The sequence below is a fragment of the Aromatoleum sp. genome (genome assembly GCF_036675785.1).
Classification (GTDB): Bacteria; Pseudomonadota; Gammaproteobacteria; order Burkholderiales; family Rhodocyclaceae; genus Aromatoleum.
The window spans coordinates 58,925-82,637 of the sequence record NZ_JAKFEF010000025.1 but is presented as its reverse complement, the minus strand read 5'-3'; the positions used below and the strand labels follow the sequence as shown (position 1 = coordinate 82,637).

Sequence of the window (23,713 nt, the reverse complement as noted above, 5' to 3'; positions counted from 1 at the left end):
TGCCGCACGGCACCTTTCTTTTGTTGTCGCATGCAACATATCCGAAACTTCTCGATCATCGCGCACATCGATCACGGCAAGTCAACGCTGGCCGACCGTCTCATCCACTACTGCGGCGGACTGTCGGACCGTGAAATGGAGGCGCAGGTCCTCGATTCGATGGATCTCGAGCGCGAGCGAGGGATCACGATCAAGGCCCAGACGGCGGCACTCCAGTACAAGGCGAAAGACGGGCAGGTGTACAACCTCAACCTGATCGACACGCCGGGGCACGTCGATTTCTCCTACGAGGTCAGCCGTTCGTTGTCGGCATGCGAAGGCGCGTTGCTCGTCGTCGACGCGTCGCAGGGGGTCGAGGCGCAGACGGTGGCGAACTGCTACACGGCAATCGAGCAGAACGTCGAAGTCGTCCCGGTCCTGAACAAGATCGACCTGCCTGCCGCAGACCCGGAAAACGCCCGCCAGGAAATCGAGGACGTCATCGGCGTCGACGCGTCGGAAGCCGTCCTGTGCTCGGCGAAGACGGGCCTCGGCATCGAGGATGTGCTGGAGACGGTCGTGCGGCGGGTGCCGCCACCGAAGGGTGATCCGACGGCGCCGTTGAAGGCGCTGATCATTGATTCGTGGTTCGACAATTACGTCGGCGTCGTGATGCTCGTGCGCGTCGTCGATGGCGTGCTCAGGCCGAAGGACCGGATCCTCCTGATGGCGAACGGCGCACAGTATCCGTGCGATCAGGTCGGCGTGTTCACTCCACGCTCCGTTGCCCGCTCCGAATTGTCGGCCGGCGAGGTCGGGTTCGTGATCGCCGGCATCAAGGAGTTGCAGGCGGCGAAGGTCGGCGACACGGTGACGCTGGCGACGAAACCTGCGGCCGAGCCGCTGCCGGGCTTCAAGGAAATCAAGCCCCAGGTGTTCGCCGGACTCTATCCCGTGGAGTCGAGCGAATACGACCAGCTTCGCGACTCGCTCGAAAAGTTGAGGCTCAACGACGCGTCGCTGCAGTATGAGCCTGAAGTGTCGCAGGCGCTCGGCTTCGGCTTCCGGTGCGGCTTCCTCGGGCTGCTGCACATGGACATCGTCCAGGAGCGGCTCGAGCGGGAGTTTGACATGGACCTCATCACGACCGCGCCGACGGTCGTGTATGAAGTGCTGATGAACAGCGGCGAAGTCATCCGCGTCGAAAACCCGGCCAAACTCCCGGATCTGTCGAAAATCGCGGAAATCCGCGAGCCGATCATTACCGCAACGATCTTCCTGCCGCAGGATTACGTCGGACCGGTCATCACGCTGTGCAACCAGAAGCGCGGCGCCCAAGTGGACATGCGCTACCACGGACGCCAGGTTCAGCTCATCTACGACATGCCGATGAACGAAGTCGTCATGGACTTCTTCGACAAGCTGAAATCCGTCTCGCGCGGCTACGCATCGCTCGACTATGAATTCAAGGAATACCGCAGCGCCGACCTCGTCAAGCTCGATCTGCTGGTTGGCGGCGAGAAGGTCGACGCGCTGTCGGTGATCGTCCATCGTGCCTCCGCCCAGTATCGGGGCCGCGAGGTCGCCGCGAAGCTGCGCGGCCTGATTCCGCGCCAGATGTTCGACGTCGCGGTGCAGGCGGCGATCGGTTCGCATATTGTTGCGCGCGAGACGATCAAGGCATTGCGCAAGAACGTCCTCGCAAAGTGCTACGGCGGCGACATCACACGCAAGAAGAAGCTGCTCGAGAAGCAGAAGGAAGGCAAGAAGCGGATGAAGCAGGTCGGCAACGTCGAGATTCCTCAGGAAGCCTTCCTTGCCGTGCTGCGCGTCGATGAAGGCAAGTGACGCGGCATCCGGCATCCACTTGCCGAAATCCTCCACTCCGGAGTCTGTGTGAATTTCGCCCTGATTTTGTTCTTGCTGCTCGTGGCTACGGGCGTGCTGTGGTTGATCGATCGACTGTTCGCGCGCAAGCGGCGGGGCCCCGCGGCGCCGTCGCCGTGGTGGGTCGAATACGGTGCAAGCTTTTTTCCCGTCATCCTGATCGTGTTCGGCTTGCGCTCCTTTCTCGTCGAACCGTTCAAGATCCCGTCGGGGTCGATGATTCCGACTCTGCTCGTCGGTGACTTCATTCTTGTCAACAAGTGGGTCTACGGCATCCGCCTGCCGGTGATCAACAAGAAGGTCGTCGAGGTCGAAGATCCGAAGCGCGGCGACGTGATGGTGTTCCGCTATCCGGCCGACCCGTCGCTCGATTACATCAAGCGCGTGGTCGGGCTTCCTGGTGACAAGGTCGAATACCTGAACAAGCGCTTGCGGATAAACGGTGAGCCGGTCGAAATGCAGGCGCAGGGGGATTATCTTCACCCCGACCGGCTGTATTATTCGCCACGCTTTATGGAGAAGCTCGGCGAGGTCGAGCATTCGGTGCTGATCGAACGGGACGCTCCGTCATTCGTTCCGCATGTGCTGGATTTTCCGTACCGGGAAAACTGCACCTATACTACGGCCGGCGTGAGTTGCGTCGTACCCGCAAACCATTATTTCGTCATGGGCGATAACCGGGACGCGAGCAGCGACAGTCGTGTCTGGGGATTCGTCCCCGACGCGAACATTGTCGGACGCGCCTTTTTCATCTGGTTCAACTTCAGTGACATGAAGCGCATCGGCGGCTTCCACTAATACGGAGCGTGTGATCGCATGAAGTGCAAACAAGAGGGGCTGAGCCTGATCGGCCTCCTGATCGTCGCCTCGTTGCTCGGCTTCGCGCTGCTGATCGGCTTTCGTGCCGTCCCCGCGGTCAACGAGTATCTGGCGATCAAGCGGAACGTCAAGCTCGTCGCCGAAGAGGGCGACAACGGCGTGGCGACGGCGGAGCTGAGACGCAACTTCGACCGCCGCGGACAGATCGACGACGTCGAGACGATCACCGGCGCCGACCTGGAAATATCCAAGCAGGGCGGCAAGACGCTGGTCGAGGTCGCATACGAGCGCAAGGTGCCGGTCGCCGGAAACGTCAGCCTGCTGTTCGACTTCCACGCCTCTTCGGCTGCGCGGTAGTGCCTTCGGAGTTCGAGCGCCTCGAGCGCGCGCTTGGCCATCATTTTCGTGATCCGTCGCTGCTGCGGCAGGCCCTCACGCACCGCAGCTTCGGGCAGCCCAACAACGAGCGCCTAGAGTTTCTCGGTGACGGCATCCTCAATTGTGTCGTCGCGATGGCGCTGTTCGATCGGTTTGCCGGACTGCGCGAAGGCGAGATGTCGCGCCTGCGCGCTTCCCTCGTGTGCCAGGACGCGCTGCATCGCGTCGCGGCGCAGCTCCAGCTCGGCGACTACCTGCGTCTCGGCGAAGGCGAGATGAAGAGCGGTGGTTTCCGCCGCCCGTCGATCCTCGCCGACGCGCTGGAAGCGGTCTTCGCCGGCGTCTTTCTCGACGACGGCTTTCCGGCGGCAAAGGCGGTGATCGACCGGCTCTACGCGGCGGCCATCGAAGCGATCGATCCGAGCGTCGCGGCCAAGGACCCCAAGACCGCCCTGCAGGAGCTGCTGCAGGGCCGCAAACTGCCGCTTCCGACCTACGTCACGGTAAAAGTGCGCGGCGAAGCGCACGCGCAGGAATTCGAGGTGATGTGCGAGGTCAACGCGCTGAACGTTCGCACCATCGGGTGCGGGCAGAGCCGTCGGGCCGCGGAGCAACAGTCGGCCGAACTTGCGCTCGCCCAGTTGAGGAAGCAATGAATTTCGAGAATGCGCCGGATGGCGCTGATCACCAGGTTCCGTTTCGCGCCGGTTTCGTCGCGATCGTCGGCCGCCCCAACGTCGGCAAGTCGACGCTGCTGAATCGGCTGATCGGTCAGAAGATCAGCATTGTCTCGCGCAAGGCGCAGACGACACGGCATCGCGTGACCGGCATCCTCACGCAGGACGACGCGCAGCTCGTGTTCGTCGATACCCCCGGATTCCAGACCCGCCATCGCAACGCGCTGAACCGTTCGATGAACCGGACGGTCTCGCAGGTTCTCGCCGACGTGGATCTGGTGTTCTTCGTCGTCGAGGCGGGGCGTTTCGGCGAGGACGATCGCAAGGTCGTCGACGTCCTGCCGGCCGATGCGCGCGTCGTGCTGGTCATCAACAAGGTCGACCGGCTCGAAGACAAGAGCCGGCTCCTGCCCTTCATTGCGAAGATGGCCGAGGCGTATCCCTTCACCGAAATCGTGCCGCTCAGCGCGGAGCGCGGAACGAACGTCGAGACGCTCCTGAAGGCGGCAGTCCCGCTGCTGCCGGTGGGCGAGGCGATGTTCGGCGCGGACGAGATCACCGATCGCAGCGAGCGTTTTCTCGCGGCCGAATTCCTGCGGGAAAAGCTCTTCCGTCTGCTCGGCGACGAGCTGCCGTACGGCATCGCGGTCGAGATCGAGAAGTTCGAAACCGAAGGCAGCCTGCGCCGCATTCACGCGGCGGTGGTCGTCGACAAGCCGGGGCACAAGGGCATCGTGATCGGCAAGGGCGGCGAGCAGCTGAAGCGGATCGCGTCCGAAGCGCGCGTCGAGCTCGAGAAGTTGTTCGACGGCAAGGTTTTTCTCGAAGTCTGGGTCAAGGTCAAGAGCGGCTGGGCCGATGACGAGCGCGCGCTCAAGAGCCTCGGTTACGAATAACGCGCTTCGGCGCATCCGTCAGTGAATCCGAAGCAGCGCGTCGATCAGCAGCCGGCGTTCGTCCTGCACACTTACCCATGGCGGGAAACGAGCCTGATCGTCGAGGCTTTCTCCCGCGACCACGGGCGCGTCGCGCTGGTCGCCAAGGGCGCCCGACGCCCGATGTCGGCGATGCGGGGCGTCATCATGGCGTTCCAGCCCTTGCTGCTCGACTGGTCGGGCGGCGGTGAAATCAAGACGCTCGTGCGCGCGGAATGGCGCGGCGGGCAGCCGCTGCTCGGCGGACAGGGGCTGATGTGCGGCTACTACCTCAATGAACTTCTGGTGCGCCTGACCGCACGCGAGGATCCGCATCCGGCGTTGTTCGATGCCTACGCAACGGCACTCGCGAGCCTCGGACGGAACGAGAGCGCCGCTCCAATCCTGCGTCGCTTCGAACTCGGATTGCTCCGCGAACTGGGGTATGGGCTCGGGCTCGAAAACGAGGTGGACTCGGATCGTGCCGTCGATCCGGCCGGGCAGTACGTCTATATAATCGAGAAGGGTCCGACGCCGGCTGCGCACGGCACCGAAGGGATGCCGGTTGTGGACGGACAGGTGCTGCTCGATATGGCCCGGGACGATTTTTCCCGGGTGGAAACCCTCGTCCAGAGCAAGGCGCTGCTGCGCATGCTGATCAACCATTATCTCGGCGGACAGCCGTTGCAGTCGCGTCGGGTGCTGAAGGAGTTTCAGGAACTGTGATCGAACTCGGCGTCAATATCGACCATGTGGCGACCCTCAGGCAAGCGCGCCGCACGTGGGAGCCGGACCCCGTGTGGGCTGCGGTGGACGCGCATCTCGGCGGCGCCGACGGGATCACGGTGCATCTACGCGAAGACCGGCGCCACATCCAGGACGAGGACGTTCGCAAGCTGCGCGATCTCACGCAGATCAAGCTCAACCTCGAGATGGCCGCGACCGACGAGATGGTCGGCATCGCCTGCGCGCTGAAGCCCGAAATGGCGATGCTGGTGCCGGAAGGACGTCATGAGGTGACGACCGAGGGCGGGCTCGATGTGGTCGTTCAGGAGCAGCGGCTGAAGGAGGCCATCGGCCGCCTCGCGGACGCGGGGATCGTCACCAGCGTGTTCATCGATGCCGAACTCCGGCAGGTCGAGGCGGCGGCCCGGATCGGCGCGCGCGTCTGTGAAATCCATACCGGCCCCTACGCGCATGCATTCCACGCCGCCGGGCGTGACGCGGAAAGTCCGGCGGTCCTCGCCGAAGTCGCAAAGGTGCGGCGCGCCGGGGAGGCCGTTTGCGCGCTCGGTATGCGCTTCAATGCCGGCCATGCGCTGAACTACTACAACGTGCAGCCGATCGCGCAATTACCGGGCGTGCGTGAACTGCACATCGGCCACGCGATCGTCAGCAGGGCGGTCTTCTCCGGTCTGCGCGACGCCGTCCGGGAGATGAAGCGGCTGATGCGCGAGGCGGCGGACGCGGCGCGATGAGCCGGCCCCGATGATCCACGGTATCGGCACCGACATCGTTCAGGTCGCGCGGATGCGTCAGTCGCTCGAGCGATATGGCGAGCGTTTTGCAGGGCGGATCCTCGCCGGTTCGGAGCAGGACGGCTTTTCGGCCAGCCGCGATCCTGCACGCTTCCTCGCGAAGCGCTTTGCCGCGAAGGAGGCGTTCGGCAAGGCGCTCGGGACGGGTGTCGCGGTACCGGCAACCTTGCACGCGGTCGCGGTCGATCACGACGAGCTCGGAAAACCGCTGTTCCGCTTCGACGACGCCCTTGCCGACTTCCTGCGCGAACGTGGCCTCGACGCCCATTTGAGTCTTACCGACGAGGTGGATTACGTCGTCGCCTTCGCCCTGATCGAGAAACGATGACCGACGAGTTTTTTTCGCCCGCAAAGGTCCTGCCGCTCGGGCCGGTGATGCTCGACGTCGCCGGCTACACGCTGACCGACAAGGAGCGCGGACGCCTGCGTCACCCACTCGTCGGCGGGGTGATCCTGTTCGCGCGCAACTTCAGCGATTCACGGCAGTTGTCGGCGCTGACGGCGGAGATCCACGCGCTGCGCGAGCGGCCCCTGATCATTGCCGTCGATCATGAGGGCGGGCGCGTGCAACGCTTCCGCAACGACGGCTTCACGCGCATCCCGTCGATGCGTTGCCTCGGTCGCCTTTGGGAGCGGGATCACGTCGTCGCGCTGGAATCTTCACGGTCGGCCGGCTACGTGCTCGCCGCCGAGTTGCTCGCGCACGGTGTCGACCTCAGCTTCACGCCGGTGCTCGACCTCGACTACGGTTGCAGCCGCGTCGTCGGCGACCGCGCCTTCCACCGGGACCCCCAGGTCGTCGCGGCGCTCGCTCAGTCGCTGGTGTCGGGCATGGCCGAGGCGGGAATGGGTTGTGTCGGCAAGCATTTTCCGGGTCACGGTTTCGCGGAAGCCGATTCGCATGTCGAGATTCCCGTGGACGAGCGTGACTTCAATGCGATCTGGGCCGAGGACATCGCGCCATATCGCGACCGCCTCGGGAGCCGGTTGTCCGGGGTGATGCCGGCGCACGTGATCTACCGGCGCGTCGACGCAAAACCGGCGGGTTTCTCGTCGTTCTGGTTGCAGGACGTTCTTCGCACGCGCGTCGGATTTGGCGGCGTGATTTTCAGCGACGATCTCACGATGGAGGGCGCCGCCGTCGCCGGCGACATTCTGGCGCGGGCATGCGCCGCTCATACGGCGGGTTGCGACATGGTGCTGGTGTGCAATCGTCCCGACCTCGCCTCCGACCTGCTCGATCACTGGATGCCGGAGATCGGCGCGGAAAGCCGGGCCCGTATCGAAGCGCTCCGCTCGCGGCCGCAATGCGGAGATGCGGCGACGCTCGAGCAGAATGCGATTTACCAGCAGGCGCGTGCCGTCGTGGCCGGAATCGTCGAGGACACCGCGTAACGCGGATGGGCGGCTTTCGATGAGTGGCTCGGGCAGCGTGTTCGACGCCAAGGACTTTCTGAGGAATGTCCCGGAGGATCCGGGCGTCTATCGCATGATCGGCGCCGAGGAACGGGTCCTCTACGTCGGCAAGGCGAAGAACCTGAAGCGGCGCGTGTCGTGCTATTTCCAGCGCACGCAGCCGAGTCCCCGCATCGCGATGATGGTGGCCCAGATCCGGCGCGTGGACATCACGCCGACGCGCTCCGAGGCCGAGGCGCTGCTGCTCGAAAACAACCTCATCAAGACCCTCGCGCCCCGCTACAACATCCTGTTCCGCGACGACAAGTCGTACCCCTATATCGAATTGTCCGCGGACGACTTCCCGCGTCTCGCCTATCACCGCGGTGCCTTCTCGAAAGGCGCGCGCTACTTCGGCCCGTTTCCGAACGCGTGGGCGGTGCGCGAAAGCATCCACCTGCTGCAGAAGACGTTTCGCTTGCGCACCTGTGAAAACTCGGTATTCCAGAACCGGTCGCGCCCGTGTCTTCTGTATCAGATCAAACGCTGCACCGCGCCCTGCGTCGGGCTGATCGACGAGGCCGCGTATGCCGGAGATGTGAAGCTCGCGGCCCGCTTTCTCGAGGGGCGTGCGTCGGAAGTCATCGACGACCTCACGGCGCGCATGAACGCGGCCGCTGAACGACTCGCCTTCGAGGAGGCGGCCGCGTGCCGCGATCAGGTCCGGGTGCTGCAGGCGGTGCTGCAGCGCCAGTTCGTCGACAGCCGCAAGGACGAGGACGTGGACATCGTCGCGGCGGTCGAGGAGGGCGGCGTCGTCTGCGTGAACCTCGCGATGGTGCGCGGCGGCCGGCACCTCGGTGACCGTCCGCAGTTTCCGAGCGCCGCTGCCGGAATCGGTGCGCTTGACGGCGCGCTCGCGTTCATCGAGCAGCATTACCGCCACCAGCCCTTGCCGGCGCGGTTGCTCGTGAACGTCCCGCTTGCCGCGGTCCGAACGCTGATGGCCGAAATCACAGACAAACCCTGTTCGCCGGTCGCGCCGCGTTTTCAGGCGGAGAAGGCGTGGATGGAGATGGCCGAGAACAACGCGCGCCTCGCGATCCTCGCACGCAAGCACGACACCGGTCGCGCACAGCTGCGGCTCGACGCGCTTCGCGAAGCGCTCGACCTGCACGAAGTCCCCGCGCGGATCGAGTGTTTCGACATCAGCCATACGATGGGGGAGGCGACCGTCGCATCCTGCGTCGTGTGTGTCGACGGCGCGATGAAGAACTCCGAATATCGGCGCTACAACATTACGGGGATCACGCCGGGCGACGACTTCGCCGCGATGCGTCAAGTGCTCGAGCGCCGCTACGGGAAGGTCGCGTCCGGAGAAGGCGTGTCACCCGACCTGATCCTCATCGACGGCGGAAAGGGGCAGGTCGGCGCTGCGCGCGCGGTGCTCGCCGACGTCGGGCTGGAGTCGATCGCAATGGTCGGCGTAGCGAAGGGCGAGGAGCGCAAGCCCGGTCTCGAGACGTTGATCTTTCCCGACGGGCGGGCGCTGAACCTCGCCCCCGACCACCCAGCGCTGCATTTGATCCAGGAAATCCGGGACGAGGCGCACCGGTTCGCGATCACCGGGCATCGTGCGAAGCGGGCCAAGACGCGGATCGGCTCGCGGCTCGAGGACATTCCCGGCGTCGGGCCGACCCGGCGCCGGAACCTCCTGGCCAGTTTCGGCGGCCTCGACGGGGTGCGCTCCGCGACGGTCGAAGACCTGTGCCGCGTCGGGGGCGTGAGCCGAAAGACTGCCGAAGCGATATACAATGCCCTGCATTGACGCGCTCCCCACGGCCTCCCGGCCTTATTCAATGCTATTCAACGTTCCAAACTCGCTGACATGGGCGCGCATTGCGCTGATTCCGCTGTTCGTCGGCGTCTTTTACTTTCCCGATCACTGGCTCGATGCCGACGGGAAAAATCTCGCAGCAACCCTGATCTTCATCGTCGCCGCCATCACCGACTGGTTCGACGGTTACCTTGCGCGCGCGCTGAACCAGACTTCGGCCTTCGGTGCCTTCCTCGACCCGGTCGCCGACAAATTGATGGTCGCCGCCGCACTGATCCTGCTCGTGCAACTCGCCCGGGTCGATTCGATCATTGCGGTGGTCATCATCGGACGCGAGATCACGATTTCGGCCCTGCGCGAGTGGATGGCCCGAGTCGGCGAATCGGCCGGCGTGGCTGTCGCTTTCGTCGGAAAAATGAAAACTGCCGCCCAAATGACGGCGATCCCGCTGCTGCTCTACAATGCGCCGCTCTTGTCCGTGAACCTGCGCATCGTCGGAGAGATCCTGATCTACATCGCGGCAGCGCTGACGCTGTGGTCGATGGGATACTATCTTCACCGCGCGATGCCGCATCTCGTGCAACATGATCGAAAAATGCGGGGCAAGAACGGTTGACAGTTGCCGATCGTGAACTATAATGGCGGTCTTTCAGCGGGAATAGCTCAGTTGGTAGAGCGCAACCTTGCCAAGGTTGAGGTCGCGAGTTCGAGACTCGTTTCCCGCTCCAGAATTTCTCGAAGCACCCATTCGGATGCTTCCCCGATCGAAGCGCATCGGGAAGTCAGGCGAGTAGCTTGGCGCGATGGCAGAGTGGTTATGCAGCGGCCTGCAAAGCCGTGTACATCGGTTCGATTCCGGTTCGCGCCTCCAAAAGAATCAAAGACCTAAGCCCGCTTTAGCGGGCTTTTTTTCGGCTAGGGACGAGTGGCAAAATGGTTTTGCCACTCCGGTGTTGGGCGGAGTAAAGCGGCAGGTCAACGGCCAAATCGGCCGTGGTCGCGAGTTCGAATGCCGGCGAAACGCGATCCGGCTTCAGCCTCATCTCGTTGTTGGCCCCGTCGCTGGCTATCTGCCGGTCCCTCAGTGCCCCGGGCCGTCCCCCGCCCACGATCCGCTCCCGTTGCATCCGTTCGACAAAATCCTGAGATTCACCGGAATCTGCCTGCCGCTCTCGTCCGCCCGCCGCGAATGCATTATCCGTTTTGTTCGGCCACCGGCAGATCACGGTCGAAAACGCAGGGTGTCCACGCCTCGGGTTCAAGGTCGGCCAATGGCAAGGTGACGCGCGAGTCTTCATCGGCGAGCAGGCCGGCGCCGCCTTTCTCTCCTCCGGTGACCTGAGCGAATGCGCGTTCGTCGAACAAGGAGTCCTGGCCGGATTCCGCGTGGTGACGAAAGTACGGCCGCTCGGCAAAAGGAACTTCCCGCTCAAGCTGCAGGGTTCTTGTAATGGCATGTCCTTCCCGACCGCTCTATTTGAGGCTGAGCTGTTCCTTCCCTGGTCGGCGCAGCAACTCCGTGGCGAAATCTATGGAAGTTGCGAGGTGCTGAAGGAACGCGGAGATGAGGAGGGCGCTTTTTCCGCGTTCGAAGCGAATCCAATGCGGTGAATTCGGGCAGGGCGTCGGCGCGTCATGCACGACCGCCGATCCTGCTGGCTGATCAGATTGGCCCTGATGATGAATGTCCGCACTACGATGCAAACCGCCCCATTTGTAGGCGGCCGAGCGGTACCTCCCTGCCGCGGCACCGCGCCCAGTGCCAGGGCCGATCGAACTTTCCACAACCCGGTTCGTTCGCTACAGTGAACGTTAACGAATTCGTTAAGGAACCGAAGATGCGTGCCAGCGACGTGGTCCCGATCAGCGAGGCGCGAGCGCGCTTGACCGAGCTCGCCGAGGAAGTCGTGGGGGCCGGGGCCGAAAAGATCCTGACCAAGAACGGCGCGAGCTACGTAGCCATAGTCGACGCCAAAAAGCTCGACTATTACCACACGCTCGAAGAGGAGCACGCCAGCCTGGTGCTGCTGGACGACGCCGAGGTCGGGCTGCGCCAAGTGCTGGAGGGGGAGGTCGTCACCGAAGACGAACTCAACCGCCTGCTTGCGGGCTGAACGCCCGTGGCGCTACCCCAGCGAGCCTCCGTCGTCGCGACGCCGCACTTCGCTGCCTGCCTGGAGGAGGCGAGGGCGTTCATTGTCGAGCAGGACGAGACGACCGCGGACGACCGCTTTCGTGCGCTTCGTGCCGAGTTGCGTGAGATGACCGAGACGCTCCGATGGGCGCCAGCCGGTGGTCGCCCTGCGCGGTTTTTCGGCGGGCGGTCCGTTCAAGCGCAGATTCGTGCCCGCAAGGTTCAAGCCCTTGCCGATGAGGCGCGGTTGCCGCACGTGCGTGAGTATGTGCTCAAGCGTCACGTGGTGCTGTATGCACATTCGAGCGACCGGGTAGTGCTCCTGGCGATGCGGCATCAGCGCCAGTTGAGCTACGCGGTTTGAGGAGGGCTCTCCGTGCAGGCCGATGCCTACCTATCCGCTTGTCGTCGACCCGCTTCGGCGGGTTTTTTCGTCCACGAGTGGAGTGGCAAAGCCGGTCCCGCCACTCCCGTGATGTCGGAATAAGGTGGCGGGAAAGTGCCCGATGACGGCCGCGCGGTTGAGCGCCGCTACCGCGCGGTCAGCGCGACAGGCTCCTGCCCGCGCTTAGCCTGCATCGCGAAGAGATGCTCGAAGCGGTCTGCATCGAGCGGGCGATGGAACAGGAAGCCCTGTCCCAGTTCGCAATGTCGCTCCTTCAGAAACGACAGTTGCGCCTCCGTTTCGATGCCTTCCGCGAGCACGGTCATGCCGAGCGCGTGTGCCATTTGAATGATTGCGATGACGATGGATCGCTTGCGCGGCTCGCTCTCGATGCCCTGCACGAAGCTTTGGTCGACCTTGAGTTCATGGACGGGCAAACGGCTGAGATAGGCCAGAGACGAATAGCCCGTGCCGAAGTCGTCGATGCTCGCGACGATGCCGTGCTCGGCGAGCCGGGAAAGGAGCTCCGTTCCCCCGTCGAGATCTTCCATCAGCGTCCCCTCGGTCAGCTCGAGGCAGATCGCCCGCTGCGGGACGCCGCGGCGCTCGAGAAGATCGCAGATGTGCTCGACGAAGCGGGGTTCGTGAAACTGCTCGGCCGCGATGTTGATCGAGATCCGGGGCGGCTCGTATCCCTGCTCGCGCCACAACGCCACCTGACCCACGACCTTGTTCAGCACCCATTCGTTGATCGTGGTGATCAATCCGGCGCGGATCGCGGCGGGAATGAAACGTCCGGCCGGAACTTCCCCGAGCACGTCGTCTTTCCAGCGCAGCAGGGCCTCGGCGCCGACGAGCTTGCCGCTCTCGAGCTCGCTTTGCGGCTGATAGACGATCTCGAAGCGGTCGTTGTCGATCGCCGCTCTCAGGCTGGTCGCCAGCGTTACACGTTGTTGAACCGCCACCTGCATCTGCGACGAGAAGAACTGGAAGCTGTTGCGCCCACGGCGCTTCGCCTCGTTCAGCGCGGTGCCGGCATGCCGCAGCAATTCGCCTGCTTCCGAACCATCGTCCGGCGCAATGCTGATTCCCATGCACGCTCCGCCGAGCACCTCGTGGGTGCGCAGGCAGAACGAGACCGAGAGATAGTCGAGAACTTCGACCGCGACGCGCCGAAGCCCGTCATTGTCCGCGCCTCTGAGGACGGCCGCGAACTGGTCCGCTCCAACCCGTGCCAGGGTATGAGCATTGCACAGGCTGCGGCGCAGCCGGTCGGCGGCTTGGCGCAGGAGCAGGTCGCCAACTTCATGTCCGAGCGAGTCGTTGACGCCCTGGAAGTCGTCCAGATCGATCAGCAGCACCGCGACCCGCTCGCCCGTTTTTCGCGCTTCGGCAAGGCAGCCGGACAGCCGGGAGGCCAGCAGCTCCCGGTTGGGCAAGCCGGTGAGGCTGTCGTGCGTGGTCGCGTATTCCGCGCGCTCGCGCGCAGTGGCCAAGGCGGCGCTTTCGCCGAAAATCGCGACGAAGTTCTGAGTCTGGCCCCCTGCGTCCTTCACGCTGTAGATCGTCAGCCATTCCGGAAAGATCTCTCCGCTCTTGCGTCGATTCTGGATTTCTCCCTGCCAGTGGCCCTGTTCAATCAGCCCGCGCCACATCCGGTGGTAGAACTCCTTCGAATGCAGGCCCGACTTGAGCAAGTTCGGGCGCTTCCCCACGGCCTCGTCGCGCGCGTAGCCGGTGACCCGGGTAAACGTGTCGTTCACCGTGAGGATGACGCCCTCGGCATCGGCGATCAGAACTGCATCGTCGGTGCGGCGCAGCGCCTCCGCGGGTGAGGGGGCAGGCGCAATGTCCGCCGCGCGATCGAGCTCGGTGGCCTGCACGCATAACGCCACGACCTCGCCTTTCTCGTCGAAAACCGGGAAGCGACTGCTCGCAAGCCGGACACGACGCGGGCCGAGGTCGAGTTCCGAGGTTGACGCGGTCGGCGCCATTCGCTCCATTGCCTCGAAATCACGAGCGCGAATCTGTCGGGCCGCTTCTGGCTCGAACAAGTCAGCGTCGGTGTGGCCCAGGACGTCCGCTGAGCGCAGGCCGAACACCTCCTCGAAACGTCGATTGACGAATTCATAGCGACCATCGAGATCCTTGAGCGCGATGAGCGTGACGGACTGGTCGATCATCGTTGCGAGCAGGGTGGCATAGGGCGGGGCGTTCGGCTTGCGGGCGGAGCCTGTCTTGGGAATGCTTGTTTCACCGGGCGGCAACCCGAACGAGACGACGAACCCGAGCAGCCCGCCGCACTGAAACACGGGTTCGACGCGATTTTCGAACACCCATGTTGGCAGAACAGGAGGCTTGTCGTCGTCGGGCCGTCCGCTGCCCGCCACCGGAATCCGCACGCCCGCCGTCAGAGTGACGCCGAGGGCAGCGGCCGCAGCCGAAGCCCGTTCGTTCGCCTTAACCAGACGGCCGTGAGCGTCGAAAACGACGACGCCCTCGGGGCTCGATAACCGGGTCACGGCGGCTTCGAGCAACTGAAGCCGTTGCTCGGTTTCCATTTGCACCAGCCTCGCTTCGACACCGTCGGTGATGGCGGAAATCAGCGCGAGACTCTGCGGGCTGTAATCGCGTCGCAGCCCGCTGAGGTCCAGCACGCCGAGGACTGAACGATCAATGGGGTCGTGAATGAGCGACGCGGAGCACGTCCATTTCTGAACTTCCTCCCGGTAATGCTCCGACGCGTGAACCTGAACGGGTTGATCGGCGGCAAGTGCGGTACCGATCGCGTTCGTGCCCATCGTCGCCTCGCGCCAGTTGTATCCGGGGACCAGGCACGCCGTCTCGATCGCATCGCGAAGCTGTGCGTCTCCCTCGACATCGAGAATCGTGCCCTGGGAGTCGGTGAGGATCATCACGGTGCCGGTATGTGCGAGAAAACCGCGCGCCTGGACCAGGAACGGCGCGGCCGCCGCCAGCAGCCGCTCGTTGTGGCGCCGCAGTGTTTCGAGCTCACCCCGCTCCAGAGGCGGGTGGGGATCTCCGAACGGACTGACGTGTTTCGCAACGCAGCGCCGCCACGACTCGTTGATTGCAGGTCGAATGACGGGAAGCGGTCGTGACAGGTGCCCCTTCAGAAGCGCCTCCCACGCGGTCTTTACCCGTGCGTTGTTCTCGGGTCGGGACAACCAGCTCGATTGAATCGCTCTCGACATGCGTTGCTCCCATTTCTGCGCTGCTATCGACTTTGAGTCGCAGGAACGGGCGGAAATTCATTCCGAATCCGGCGCCCGATCAGCCGGCTGCTTCGCTCACGGCGAGGGCGCCGCGCAGATCGGCGATCAGGTCCTGCGGGTGCTCGATCCCGACGCTGAGGCGGACCAGGCCCTCGCCGATCCCGCTCCGTGCCCGCGCTTCGGGCGATATGCAACTGTGCGTCGTGCTCGCCGGGTGGCAGGCGAGGCTGTCGACATCGCCCAGCGACACGGCTTGTGTGAAGAGCTTCAGGTTGTCCAGCAGGGCCGCGGCGGCGGTGCGGGTGCCTCGCGCGAGTTCGAACGACACGATGCCCCCGTACCCGCCTTCCATCTGTCGCCGCGCGAGCGCGTGTTGCGGATGGCCCGGGAGCCCCGGGTAGTGTGTTGCAGCCACCGCGGGGTGCGTCGACAGAAAGGCGGCGACTTCGGTGGCCCCCTCGCAATGGGCCGCCATGCGCAGGGGCAGAGTCTTCACGCCGCGCAGGATCAAGAAGGCTTCGTGCGGGGCAAGATTACCGCCCACATGCCCCATGCCGGTTGCGCGCACCTGGGCGATCAACGGCTGTGGGCCGGCGAGCACGCCGCCGGTGCTGTCACCGTGACCGCCCAGGTATTTCGTCATCGAATGCATCACGAGATCGATGCCGTGTTCGAGCGGACGCGTCAGGCACGGCGAGCAGAAGGTGTTGTCAGCGATCGTCATGATGCCGCGCGCCCGCGCCATCGCGGCAACGGTCGCGAGGTCGTGCAGGTGCAGCGTGGGGTTGGTCAGCGTTTCGACCCAGATCAGGCGGGTTGCGGGCGAGAGACTCGCTTCCAGCCCGCGCTCCGCCGCGTCCACGACCCGGATTCCGAAGCGCCCGCCGAAGGCGTTGAACAGGCTCTCCGTGCCGCCGTAAAGCGGCCCGAGAAACACGATCTCGTCGCCAGGGGCGAGCAGCGACAGCACGGTCGAGCACACGGCGGCCGTGCCGCTGCTGAACGCGACGGCAGCCTCCGCGCCTTCCAGGTCAGCGATCTTGTCTTCCAGCACCTTGACGGTGGGGTTGGCGAAACGGCTGTAACGGAAGCCGTCGGCCTCGCCGGCAAAGATCGCGGCGCCGTTGGCGAGCGTGACGTACGCGAAGGCGGACGTCTGGTTGATCGGCGTCGAGATCGCGCCGCTTTCCGGGTCCGGAGTCTGGCCGGCATGGACTGCGCGGGTGCGTAGGTGATTCATTGCCGGATTCTCATAATGTGGAGAGGCCGACAATTGTCGCACCGGTTATTCCGCCCGGTGCTGTGGTCGGGTATTTCACTGCGGGCATATGCGATAGCGGTGGATGCCGAAATCCTGTCGGCGCGGGCCTTCGACCCGAGACGCGATGCAGGCGGCTTGGGATCGGACGGCGCGATTGACGGCAGATCGACGCCGCTATAAGGTTGCGTAAGTTAACCGTTAATCAAGATAACCAGAGCACGATGCAAGGCTTCTTCAGATCCTACCTGTTGGTCTACCGGCCCCTGATCCAGGCGCTGAATCAGTTGCTCCAGCCCTACGAGCTGTCCTACTCCTTGTGGCAAGTCATGGTCTATCTGCACGAGCATGCCCATGTCTCGCTCGTTCAGATCTCGCAGCACTACGGTATCGAAAAGCCCGGCGTGACGCGCCGGGTGCAGCGTCTGGAGGAACTGGGTTATCTGAGTTGCATTCCGGGAAACGACCGGCGCGAGAAGGCGGTTGCACTGACCGAACAAGGCCTGCGCGTCTATTCCGAATGCCGGGGGAAGATCACCGCGCTCGAACAACAGGTCACTGCCGGCATCGACTCTACTGCACTCAAACAGACGGTTGCCGTCTTCGGACAACTGCTCGGCAATCTCAAATAACGATCCCAAACGACACTCTCTCCCCAACATGCAATCGTCACCTCTCTGGACCCGCGACTTCCTGATCGTCTCGGGCGTGAACTGCCTTCTGGCCCTCGTGTTCTACATGCTGATCGTGGTGGTCGGCGCCTATGCGGTCGAGGCATACGGTTCGTCGCTGAGCCAGGCCGGTCTGGTCGCCGGCATCTTCGTCATTGGCACTCTGCTGGGGCGGCTCGTCATCGGCCAACTGGTCGACGTCATCGGCCGGAAAAGAACCCTGATCCTCGGGGCGGCGGCCTTTGCGCTGACCACCTGCCTGTATTTCCTCAGCAATTCCGTCGCGACGCTGCTCGTCGTGCGTTTCCTGCACGGGCTGGCGCTGGGTGTGGGCAGTACGGCTGCGGGCACTGCGGTTGCGCATATCATCCCGCCCGAGCGCAAGGCGGAGGGCATCGGCCACTTCAGCCTCAGCACTACCTTGTCCTCGGCGATCGGCCCCTTCCTGGGCCTGTGGCTGCTGCAGCACGCGGGTTTCGACTGGATCTTCGCGTCCTGCCTGGCGGTCGCGGTAATCGGCCTGGTGGCGGCCACCTGGCTGAAGGTTCCCGAACTCGACGCCGCGCACCGGGAAATCCGCGGCTTCGAGTTTTCCTTCGGCCGGCTGCTCGAGTCGCGTGCGATTCCGGTCGCCGCGGTGGCCTTCCTCGCCGGGCTGTGCTACGCGAGCGTGCTGGCCTTCATCAATGTCTATGCGGTCGAGCTCGGACTCGTCAGCGCTGCGAGCTTTTTCTTCATCGTGTATTCGGCGCTGGTGCTGTGCACCCGCCCGCTGACCGGCCGGCTGATGGACCGGAAAGGATCCGCCATCGTCGTCTATCCGTGCTGCGTGCTCCTCGCGCTCGGGCTGGTCCTGCTCGCGAACGCGCAGACCGCGGTCACGCTGCTAACGGCCGCGGCATTGATCGGCTTGGGATTCGGAAACCTGCAGTCGGCGCTGTACGCGGTTTCGGTGAAGGTCGTCGCACCCCAACGCATGGGCATGGCGACCTCGACGTTCTTCATCTTCCTGGACGCCAGCCTGGGCTTCGGACCTTATCTCCTGGGGCTGACGATCTCGGAGACGGGTTACCGCAATCTGTATTGGGGCATGGCAGCGCTCGCCGTCCTGTGCGCGGGGGCGTTCTACCTGCTCCACGGCCGGCATGTGGTGCGATTGCGGGCCACCGTAACCGGCAACTAAGGCGGCCCGCGCCGTTCGGAGGAGCATGACGATGAGAGGCAAGTGAGTCTTCGACGCCGCTCCAACGTTGTGCGTCAGCCGCGCCGAGCCGTTTCGATCGCCGCGATGTCGATCTTTCTCATCTGCATCATCGCCTCGAAAGCGCGCTTGGCCGCCGCGCGATCCGGATCGGCAATCGCAGCCGTGAGGGCGCGGGGCGTGATCTGCCACGACAAGCCCCACTTGTCCTTGCACCAGCCGCATGCGCTTTCCTGGCCACCGTTGCCGACAATCGCGCTCCACAAACGATCGGTCTCGGCCTGGTCGTCGGTTGCAATCTGGAACGAAAACGCCTCGTTGTGCGTGAATTCGGGACCGCCGTTCAGACCGAGACAAGGGATGCCGATCACGGTGAACTCGACCGTCAGGACGTCGCCCTCTTTGCCCGAGGGATAGTCGCCGGGCGCGCGAAGGATCGTTCCCACCGCGCTATCAGAGAACGTCCTGGCGTAGAACTGCGCCGCTTCCAAGGCGGTGCCGTCGTACCAGAGACAGATCGTATTCTTGCTGACCACATTCGTTCTCCCGCTTCTTGATGCAATGCACACAGGGCTTTGCGTCGAGTTGCCGCCGACCGGCGTTCCGCGAGGTGACCGGTCACGCGACCTGTCGGCTGTGTCCCCTGCGCGAACGGACGCGCATGGGCACCTTGCGTTCGATCTGCGCCGAGAGAGGGCATTCGTCCCGACTCCGGTTTTCCGCCTTTCCGGTCACCGGGAGCCTGCGACTGGATTCATGCAGCAATCGCCGGACCCGGCACGCCTAGGTGTCGACCGGACGCTTGCTCAATCGAGAGAGCCGGCAAACCGTGACACCAGCTCGAGAACGACAGCCGGTCGCTCCCGGTGCGGCACGTGTCGGGTGTCGGGCACGACTTCGACTTGAGCACGGCCGTTCGAAAGATTCCCGATGATCTCCGCATGGCAGGTCGATCCGTACTCGTCTTGGTTACCGTGAATCGCCAGTACTGGGCAGGCCACCCGCGGGAGCACGGTATCGAGCGACCACGACGCGAACTCGAGGTCGAGCCAGTTTTCCGTCCAGGCGTCGAGCACCCATGCAGTCTTGTCGCCGTGATATTTTGCGAGCCGCCCGATCTGAGTCTCGTCGCGGAATTGCTCTTTCGCTTGAGCGATGCTGCGCAGCGTCAGCTCTTCCGGAAAAACTTGCGCAGACTCGGTAATCAGCGCCTCGCACTCCGCCGCGAATGCGGCCGCGCAATGAATGGCCATCGCGCCGCCGACGCTGTGCCCGAAGGCGATGAAGCGCCCGATCCCGAGCTGCTCGCGGACCGCAGGAAAATACGTTGCCGCCTCGTCCGCGATGAAATCCAGCGCAGGGCGTGCGCGGCGGGGACCGGACTTCCCGAAACCGAGCCGGTCGTACGCGACGACTCGGCGTCCCGCGGCCGCGCTGAGCTCGGCCGGAAAATCCCGCCAAAGCTCGACGCAACCGAGGGAATCGTGGAAGAGCACGATCGGGGCCGCCGTCGAACGCATGTTCGACGGAGTCCAGGAGCGCGCGTAAATGCGTCCCTGGGGGTGTTCCACCCAGGAGTCGTGCGTACGGATGCTGGGGGTACTCAGATCGGTCATTTTTGATTGTCTCCTGTGGGGTGCTTCATGATCGACGGGTGAGGCAGCCTGCGGGGAGCCGGTCGAGCCTTCACGCTCCTGTTCTTCCGTCGTATCGTTGTGCCAACTCTTGTTGACGTTGACGTGAACGTCAATATACAGAAGATCAAGCTCACCTTGGAACGTTCGATCGTTCGGGAAAACCCCCGGCAGGCGGCAAGCGGCGTTTGTCGTCGATCCGGCGTCCGGGCAATCACCCGATCGGCTTACCTCCACAGCGATGATGCCGGCGCAGTAGCGACAGTCGGCCGTGGAACCGTACGATCGCGGCCTCGATCACGACACTTCGAATCCGAAGGATGGCCGCCCGGAGTCGCCGACGGCGGCGCCGCGCAAGGGGAGGCGCGGCGCTGGACTCGCTGCATGAGGCGGAGCAGGGGCCGGGTGCGTCGAGCGATCGCGTGCAGCCGGCCGGCCGCACGCTGAGGAGCGTGTCAGTCTTCGACGCGGAAACCGACTTTCACCTTGACCTGGTAGTGCGCGATCTTGCCGTCGCGCAGGTGTCCGCGGATCTCCGTCGCCTCGAACCAGTCGAGATTGCGGATCGACCGGCTCGCGTCCTCGATCGCGTTGCGGATGGCGTCGTCGATGCCGTTGGGCGACGAGCCGACGAGTTCGACGAGCTTGTAGACGTGATTCTGGTCCGACATCGTTTTCTCCTTCTGGGTTAGGCCGGTTGGATTCCCCAGTATAGGAGGGCGCTACGAGCTTGCCCGACGACGGTCGCTGCCGGTGGTCGGGCGACGTGGTCGGGACATCGGTTCTCTCAAGCCTCGGATTCGTTTTTTGCGCGCGACGCCAGCCCCGCGCGCTCGGGACACAAGGATTTGCCGGCGTTCGCGCGGAGGAAGGCTTCGAGCGCGTCGGCGCCGAGCGGCTTGCTGAAATGATGGCCTTGGGCGAAATCGCAACCGATGCGTCGCAGAAAGTCGGCCTGCGCCTGGGTCTCCACCCCTTCGGCAATGACGGAAAGGCCCAGGCTTTTCGCGATTGCGACGACGGCCCGCGTCAGCGAGCGATCGTTCCGGTCGTCCGGAAGGCCACTGACGAAGGACCGGTCGATCTTGAGACGATGCACCGGGAAGCGCTTGAGATAGGCGAGCGACGAGTAGCCGGTGCCGAAGTCGTCGATGCTGACATTCACGCCGGCGGCGACGAGCTCGGTGAGGACGAGAACGGCCCGCTCGGGATGCTCCATCACCATGCCTTCGGTGACCTCGAATTCGAGGTCCTGCGGTGGCAGCCCGGTCTCGGTCAGCACCGTCAGCAGGCGCGCCGCGAGGTCGCCCCGGCGGAATTGGCGCGGCGACAGGTTCACCGCGATCCGCCCCGAGAAGAGGCCGGCTTCCTTCCACGCTCTGGTGCGCGCCGCGGCTTCGCGGAGCACCCATTCCCCGATCGGCTCGATGAGGCCGGATTCTTCGGCGAGCGAGATGAACCGCGCCGGCAGGATCGTGCCTTTTTCCGGGTGCTCCCAGCGGATCAACGCTTCGATCCCCTCGACCTTGCCGCTCGCGAGGCTGATCGACGGCTGGAACACGAGCTTCAGTTCATCCCGTTCGAGCGCGGCGCGCAGGCTGTTGGCCATGAACAGGCGCTCGCTCGCCTGCAGGTTGATCTCGGGCGCGAAAAAGCGATAACCGTTGCGCCCCTCCTGTTTCGCGCGATACATCGCCATGTCGGCCTGCCGCAACAGCGTTTCGGCGTCGACGCTGTCGGACGGGTAGCACGCGATGCCGATGCTCGCGGAGATGAACTGGGCCTGGCCGTGGAGGATGTATGGTCGTTCGACCGCGTCGAGGATGTTGCGGGCGATGATTCCGGCTTCGTCCGGACTATGCAGGTCGTCGAGCAGCACGGTGAATTCGTCGCCACCGAGCCGGGCGATCGTGTCGCTCGTGCGCACGCAGCCGGCGAGCCGCTCCGCAACGCGCTGCAACAGCTCGTCGCCCGCCTGGTGGCCGAGTGTGTCGTTGATCGGCTTGAAGCGGTCGAGGTCGATGAAGAGCAGCGCGAGCACGTTGCCGTGTCGCTCGGCCCGCGCGAGCATGTCCGACAGGCGCTCGCGGAACAGCAGACGGTTCGGCAATTGGGTCAGCGCGTCGTAATGCGCGAGATGCTGCAGCCTCGACTCGTACTGCTTTGCCGCCGAGATGTCCGAGAACACCGACACGAAGATCGGCTCCTCCTGCCCCGAGGGGGCCCGGCTGACGCTGCTCCACGCGGGGTACCGTTCGCCGTTCTTGCGCCGTCCCCAGACTTCGCCCTGCCACACGCCGGTTTCCATGATGATCCGGCGTCGTTCTTCGCGATGGGCCGCCTCGGTCTCGATCAGGAGCATCGACAGCGGCTGGCCGATCACGTCCGCGGGGGCGTAGCCGGTGATTGTCGAAAAAGCGCGATTGACGGTGAGAATGTGCCCGCACCGGGTGATGACCACGCCTTCGGCCGCGCTTTCGAGCGCCTTGGCCGCCAGCGCGAGCTTCTCCTCGGCGCGGTCGCGTTCGGTCGCGCGCTGCAGCAGCAGTTGCTGTGCCCTGCCGAGCGCGCGTCCGACTTCGTCGGGCTCTTCGATCGAGGACTCGCGGACGACGACCGGGTCGCCTCGTCCGAGTGCCAGCGCAGGCGCGACGAGCGCCTGGACCGGTTCGGCAATCCGACGGCTGAGCGTGACGGCGAGCGCGAGGCTGCCGAGCAGCAACAGAAGCAGGCCCGTTGCGTAGTAACCGGCGGAGATCCTCAGGCCGGCGGTCAGCCTCGCCTGCGGAATACCGATCGCGACGGACCACCCGTAACGCCCCGAACGGATATAGAAGCCGCTGACCGGAATGCCTTCGATCGTTGACGCTTCCAGCCACCCCTCGGGGGCCTGCCGCATCGCGTGCACCAGCGCGGGCACCGCGTCGCGCCCCGCGAATCGCTCGCCGTCCGGGATACGGGCGATGAATTTCCCGGCCCGGTCGATGATCCCCACGATCCAGTCCCGCGGAAGTTGTTGCTGATAGAGGCGCTCACGCAGGCGCACCGGGTCGATGCCGAGGCTGAGCGCATAGAGTGCCGTGCCGTCGCGCATCACGGGGACCTCGATGGACAGCATAGGGTAGCCGGTGAGGCCGCTGATGAAAAGGTCGGAAACCCGGGCCTTGCCCGTCTGCAGAACCTGCTTCGATAAATCGGGATTGCCGTGCGATGGCAAGGCTGTCCCCGGCGGTCTGAGCAGGTTGAGGAGCTGTCGTCCTTGTGCGTCGCTCAGCACGATCGTGAATCCGGAGGTATGGCTCAGCACACTGGACGCCTGCCGGTGAAATGCTGCGAGATCCCCGCGATCGATTTCACCGGACACGGCAAGCGCCTGCAGGACGGCCTGGTCCGCGTCGAGTTGGTCTTCCACCGCCCGCAAGAGCCTGCGCGACGCGACTTCCACCTCGAGCAGCGCTTCGGTCCGCTCTCGCTGGTACGACGCATAGGTGACGACCGCGACGAGCAGCCACGCCGGCAAGACACAGGCGACGACGAGCAGCATCACCGTAGAGCGGATAGTGCGGCGGCGCAGGATCGGAAGACGCAAGCTGACTTTTCTCCAAACGGCGACGCACCTGAAAGCCGGGCTTCGCTGCGAGGGCAGGGCGCGGACAGGGAAGGAGCGGTGGTCCTCGCCGGCGCTGCACGAGACTGCGGCGCCGCACGCGCCGGGGGAAAGCGCTTGGAACCCTTCCTTTTTTTTCGGCGAAGTATGCCAGAACTCGGGG

General features: G+C 64.4%; 22 protein-coding genes and 2 tRNA genes. 18 read left to right on the top strand and 6 right to left on the bottom strand.

Features of this window, described 5'->3' with window-relative positions; all coding sequences use genetic code 11:
• The first annotated feature begins 30 nt into the window (after nt 1-30).
• The 16 genes from lepA to V6M37_RS07010 all read left to right on the top strand — a co-directional run bounded on the left by lepA (nt 31) and on the right by V6M37_RS07010 (nt 11,922).
• Nucleotides 31-1,827 (top strand): translation elongation factor 4, encoded by a 1,797-nt coding sequence (lepA, locus tag V6M37_RS07085; protein ID WP_332671839.1) that lies wholly within the window; start codon nt 31-33, stop codon nt 1,825-1,827.
• 48 nt (nt 1,828-1,875) lie between these two features.
• Nucleotides 1,876-2,664 (top strand): signal peptidase I, encoded by a 789-nt coding sequence (lepB, locus tag V6M37_RS07080; RefSeq protein WP_332671838.1) that lies wholly within the window; start codon nt 1,876-1,878, stop codon nt 2,662-2,664.
• A gap of 18 nt (nt 2,665-2,682) precedes the next feature.
• Nucleotides 2,683-3,042: a DUF4845 domain-containing protein gene (locus tag V6M37_RS07075; protein WP_332671837.1), complete on the top strand. Its 360-nt coding sequence runs from the start codon at nt 2,683-2,685 to the stop codon at nt 3,040-3,042.
• On the top strand, nt 3,042-3,719 hold the full coding sequence (gene rnc / locus V6M37_RS07070) for a ribonuclease III (RefSeq protein WP_332671836.1): 678 nt from the start codon (nt 3,042-3,044) through the stop codon (nt 3,717-3,719). The genes V6M37_RS07075 and rnc overlap by 1 nt, the downstream gene beginning before the upstream one ends.
• Entirely contained in the window at nt 3,716-4,636 is a 921-nt protein-coding gene (era, locus tag V6M37_RS07065) for a GTPase Era (RefSeq protein WP_332671835.1), read from the top strand. The genes rnc and era overlap by 4 nt, the downstream gene beginning before the upstream one ends.
• Nucleotides 4,637-4,657: 21 nt before the next feature.
• Nucleotides 4,658-5,380 carry a DNA repair protein RecO gene (gene recO, locus V6M37_RS07060; protein ID WP_332671834.1) on the top strand — a complete coding sequence of 241 codons (723 nt, stop codon included), beginning with the start codon at nt 4,658-4,660 and terminating at the stop codon, nt 5,378-5,380.
• Nucleotides 5,377-6,132 (top strand): pyridoxine 5'-phosphate synthase, encoded by a 756-nt coding sequence (locus V6M37_RS07055; RefSeq protein WP_332671833.1) that lies wholly within the window; start codon nt 5,377-5,379, stop codon nt 6,130-6,132. Before recO ends, V6M37_RS07055 begins: the two co-directional genes overlap by 4 nt.
• Nucleotides 6,133-6,142: 10 nt before the next feature.
• Complete coding sequence (gene acpS / locus V6M37_RS07050; protein ID WP_332671832.1) at nt 6,143-6,520, top strand: holo-ACP synthase; 378 nt, start codon at nt 6,143-6,145, stop codon at nt 6,518-6,520.
• Complete coding sequence (nagZ, locus tag V6M37_RS07045; protein ID WP_332671831.1) at nt 6,517-7,587, top strand: beta-N-acetylhexosaminidase; 1,071 nt, start codon at nt 6,517-6,519, stop codon at nt 7,585-7,587. The genes acpS and nagZ overlap by 4 nt, the downstream gene beginning before the upstream one ends.
• 19 nt (nt 7,588-7,606) lie before the next feature.
• Complete coding sequence (uvrC, locus tag V6M37_RS07040) at nt 7,607-9,415, top strand: excinuclease ABC subunit UvrC (RefSeq protein WP_332671830.1); 1,809 nt, start codon at nt 7,607-7,609, stop codon at nt 9,413-9,415.
• A gap of 31 nt (nt 9,416-9,446) precedes the next feature.
• On the top strand, nt 9,447-10,040 hold the full coding sequence (gene pgsA / locus V6M37_RS07035; RefSeq protein WP_332671927.1) for a CDP-diacylglycerol--glycerol-3-phosphate 3-phosphatidyltransferase: 594 nt from the start codon (nt 9,447-9,449) through the stop codon (nt 10,038-10,040).
• Between the two features lie 36 nt (nt 10,041-10,076).
• Nucleotides 10,077-10,152, top strand: a tRNA-Gly gene (locus tag V6M37_RS07030).
• A gap of 69 nt (nt 10,153-10,221) precedes the next feature.
• Nucleotides 10,222-10,295 (top strand) — tRNA-Cys (locus V6M37_RS07025).
• Between the two features lie 332 nt (nt 10,296-10,627).
• Entirely contained in the window at nt 10,628-11,035 is a 408-nt protein-coding gene (locus V6M37_RS07020) for a hypothetical protein (RefSeq protein ID WP_332671829.1), read from the top strand.
• 227 nt (nt 11,036-11,262) lie between these two features.
• Nucleotides 11,263-11,538 carry a type II toxin-antitoxin system Phd/YefM family antitoxin gene (locus V6M37_RS07015; RefSeq protein WP_332671828.1) on the top strand — a complete coding sequence of 92 codons (276 nt, stop codon included), beginning with the start codon at nt 11,263-11,265 and terminating at the stop codon, nt 11,536-11,538.
• Nucleotides 11,539-11,544: 6 nt separating this feature from the next.
• Nucleotides 11,545-11,922: a hypothetical protein gene (locus V6M37_RS07010; protein WP_332671827.1), complete on the top strand. Its 378-nt coding sequence runs from the start codon at nt 11,545-11,547 to the stop codon at nt 11,920-11,922.
• A gap of 167 nt (nt 11,923-12,089) precedes the next feature.
• On the opposite strand, the gene V6M37_RS07005 is transcribed toward V6M37_RS07010, so the two are convergent.
• Both V6M37_RS07005 and V6M37_RS07000 read right to left on the bottom strand, forming a co-directional pair.
• Nucleotides 12,090-15,158: an EAL domain-containing protein gene (locus V6M37_RS07005; protein WP_332671826.1), complete on the bottom strand. Its 3,069-nt coding sequence runs from the start codon at nt 15,156-15,158 to the stop codon at nt 12,090-12,092.
• Nucleotides 15,159-15,237: 79 nt separating this feature from the next.
• Nucleotides 15,238-16,419, bottom strand: a complete 1,182-nt coding sequence (locus tag V6M37_RS07000; protein WP_332671825.1) for a trans-sulfuration enzyme family protein — start codon at nt 16,417-16,419, stop codon at nt 15,238-15,240.
• 242 nt (nt 16,420-16,661) lie between these two features.
• Between V6M37_RS07000 and V6M37_RS06995 the strand changes: the two genes are divergently transcribed.
• A complete protein-coding gene (locus V6M37_RS06995) occupies nt 16,662-17,069 on the top strand; it encodes a MarR family winged helix-turn-helix transcriptional regulator (RefSeq protein WP_332671824.1) in 408 nt (135 codons plus the stop codon).
• 28 nt (nt 17,070-17,097) lie between these two features.
• Nucleotides 17,098-18,291: an MFS transporter gene (locus V6M37_RS06990; protein ID WP_332671823.1), complete on the top strand. Its 1,194-nt coding sequence runs from the start codon at nt 17,098-17,100 to the stop codon at nt 18,289-18,291.
• A gap of 74 nt (nt 18,292-18,365) precedes the next feature.
• Here the strand turns inward: V6M37_RS06990 and V6M37_RS06985 are convergent, their stop codons facing one another.
• The 4 genes from V6M37_RS06985 to V6M37_RS06970 all read right to left on the bottom strand — a co-directional run bounded on the left by V6M37_RS06985 (nt 18,366) and on the right by V6M37_RS06970 (nt 23,532).
• Nucleotides 18,366-18,845, bottom strand: a complete 480-nt coding sequence (locus V6M37_RS06985) for a VOC family protein (protein WP_332671822.1) — start codon at nt 18,843-18,845, stop codon at nt 18,366-18,368.
• Between the two features lie 270 nt (nt 18,846-19,115).
• Entirely contained in the window at nt 19,116-20,180 is a 1,065-nt protein-coding gene (locus tag V6M37_RS06980) for an alpha/beta fold hydrolase (protein WP_332671821.1), read from the bottom strand.
• A gap of 218 nt (nt 20,181-20,398) precedes the next feature.
• Nucleotides 20,399-20,614, bottom strand: coding sequence for a dodecin (locus tag V6M37_RS06975; protein WP_332671820.1), 216 nt, complete (start codon nt 20,612-20,614; stop codon nt 20,399-20,401).
• 116 nt (nt 20,615-20,730) lie between these two features.
• Nucleotides 20,731-23,532: a bifunctional diguanylate cyclase/phosphodiesterase gene (locus V6M37_RS06970; RefSeq protein ID WP_332671819.1), complete on the bottom strand. Its 2,802-nt coding sequence runs from the start codon at nt 23,530-23,532 to the stop codon at nt 20,731-20,733.
• Nucleotides 23,533-23,713 lie beyond the last annotated feature (181 nt).

Coding starts and splice junctions, on each gene's coding strand:
- lepA (WP_332671839.1), top strand. CDS start 31: ATGCAACATATCCGAAACTTCTCGATCATCGCGCACATCGATCACGGC.
- V6M37_RS07075 (WP_332671837.1), top strand. CDS start 2,683: ATGAAGTGCAAACAAGAGGGGCTGAGCCTGATCGGCCTCCTGATCGTC.
- era (WP_332671835.1), top strand. CDS start 3,716: ATGAATTTCGAGAATGCGCCGGATGGCGCTGATCACCAGGTTCCGTTT.
- acpS (WP_332671832.1), top strand. CDS start 6,143: ATGATCCACGGTATCGGCACCGACATCGTTCAGGTCGCGCGGATGCGT.
- nagZ (WP_332671831.1), top strand. CDS start 6,517: ATGACCGACGAGTTTTTTTCGCCCGCAAAGGTCCTGCCGCTCGGGCCG.
- uvrC (WP_332671830.1), top strand. CDS start 7,607: ATGAGTGGCTCGGGCAGCGTGTTCGACGCCAAGGACTTTCTGAGGAAT.
- pgsA (WP_332671927.1), top strand. CDS start 9,447: ATGCTATTCAACGTTCCAAACTCGCTGACATGGGCGCGCATTGCGCTG.
- V6M37_RS07015 (WP_332671828.1), top strand. CDS start 11,263: ATGCGTGCCAGCGACGTGGTCCCGATCAGCGAGGCGCGAGCGCGCTTG.
- V6M37_RS07005 (WP_332671826.1), bottom strand. CDS start 15,158: ATGTCGAGAGCGATTCAATCGAGCTGGTTGTCCCGACCCGAGAACAAC.
- V6M37_RS07000 (WP_332671825.1), bottom strand. CDS start 16,419: ATGAATCACCTACGCACCCGCGCAGTCCATGCCGGCCAGACTCCGGAC.
- V6M37_RS06995 (WP_332671824.1), top strand. CDS start 16,662: ATGCAAGGCTTCTTCAGATCCTACCTGTTGGTCTACCGGCCCCTGATC.
- V6M37_RS06990 (WP_332671823.1), top strand. CDS start 17,098: ATGCAATCGTCACCTCTCTGGACCCGCGACTTCCTGATCGTCTCGGGC.
- V6M37_RS06975 (WP_332671820.1), bottom strand. CDS start 20,614: ATGTCGGACCAGAATCACGTCTACAAGCTCGTCGAACTCGTCGGCTCG.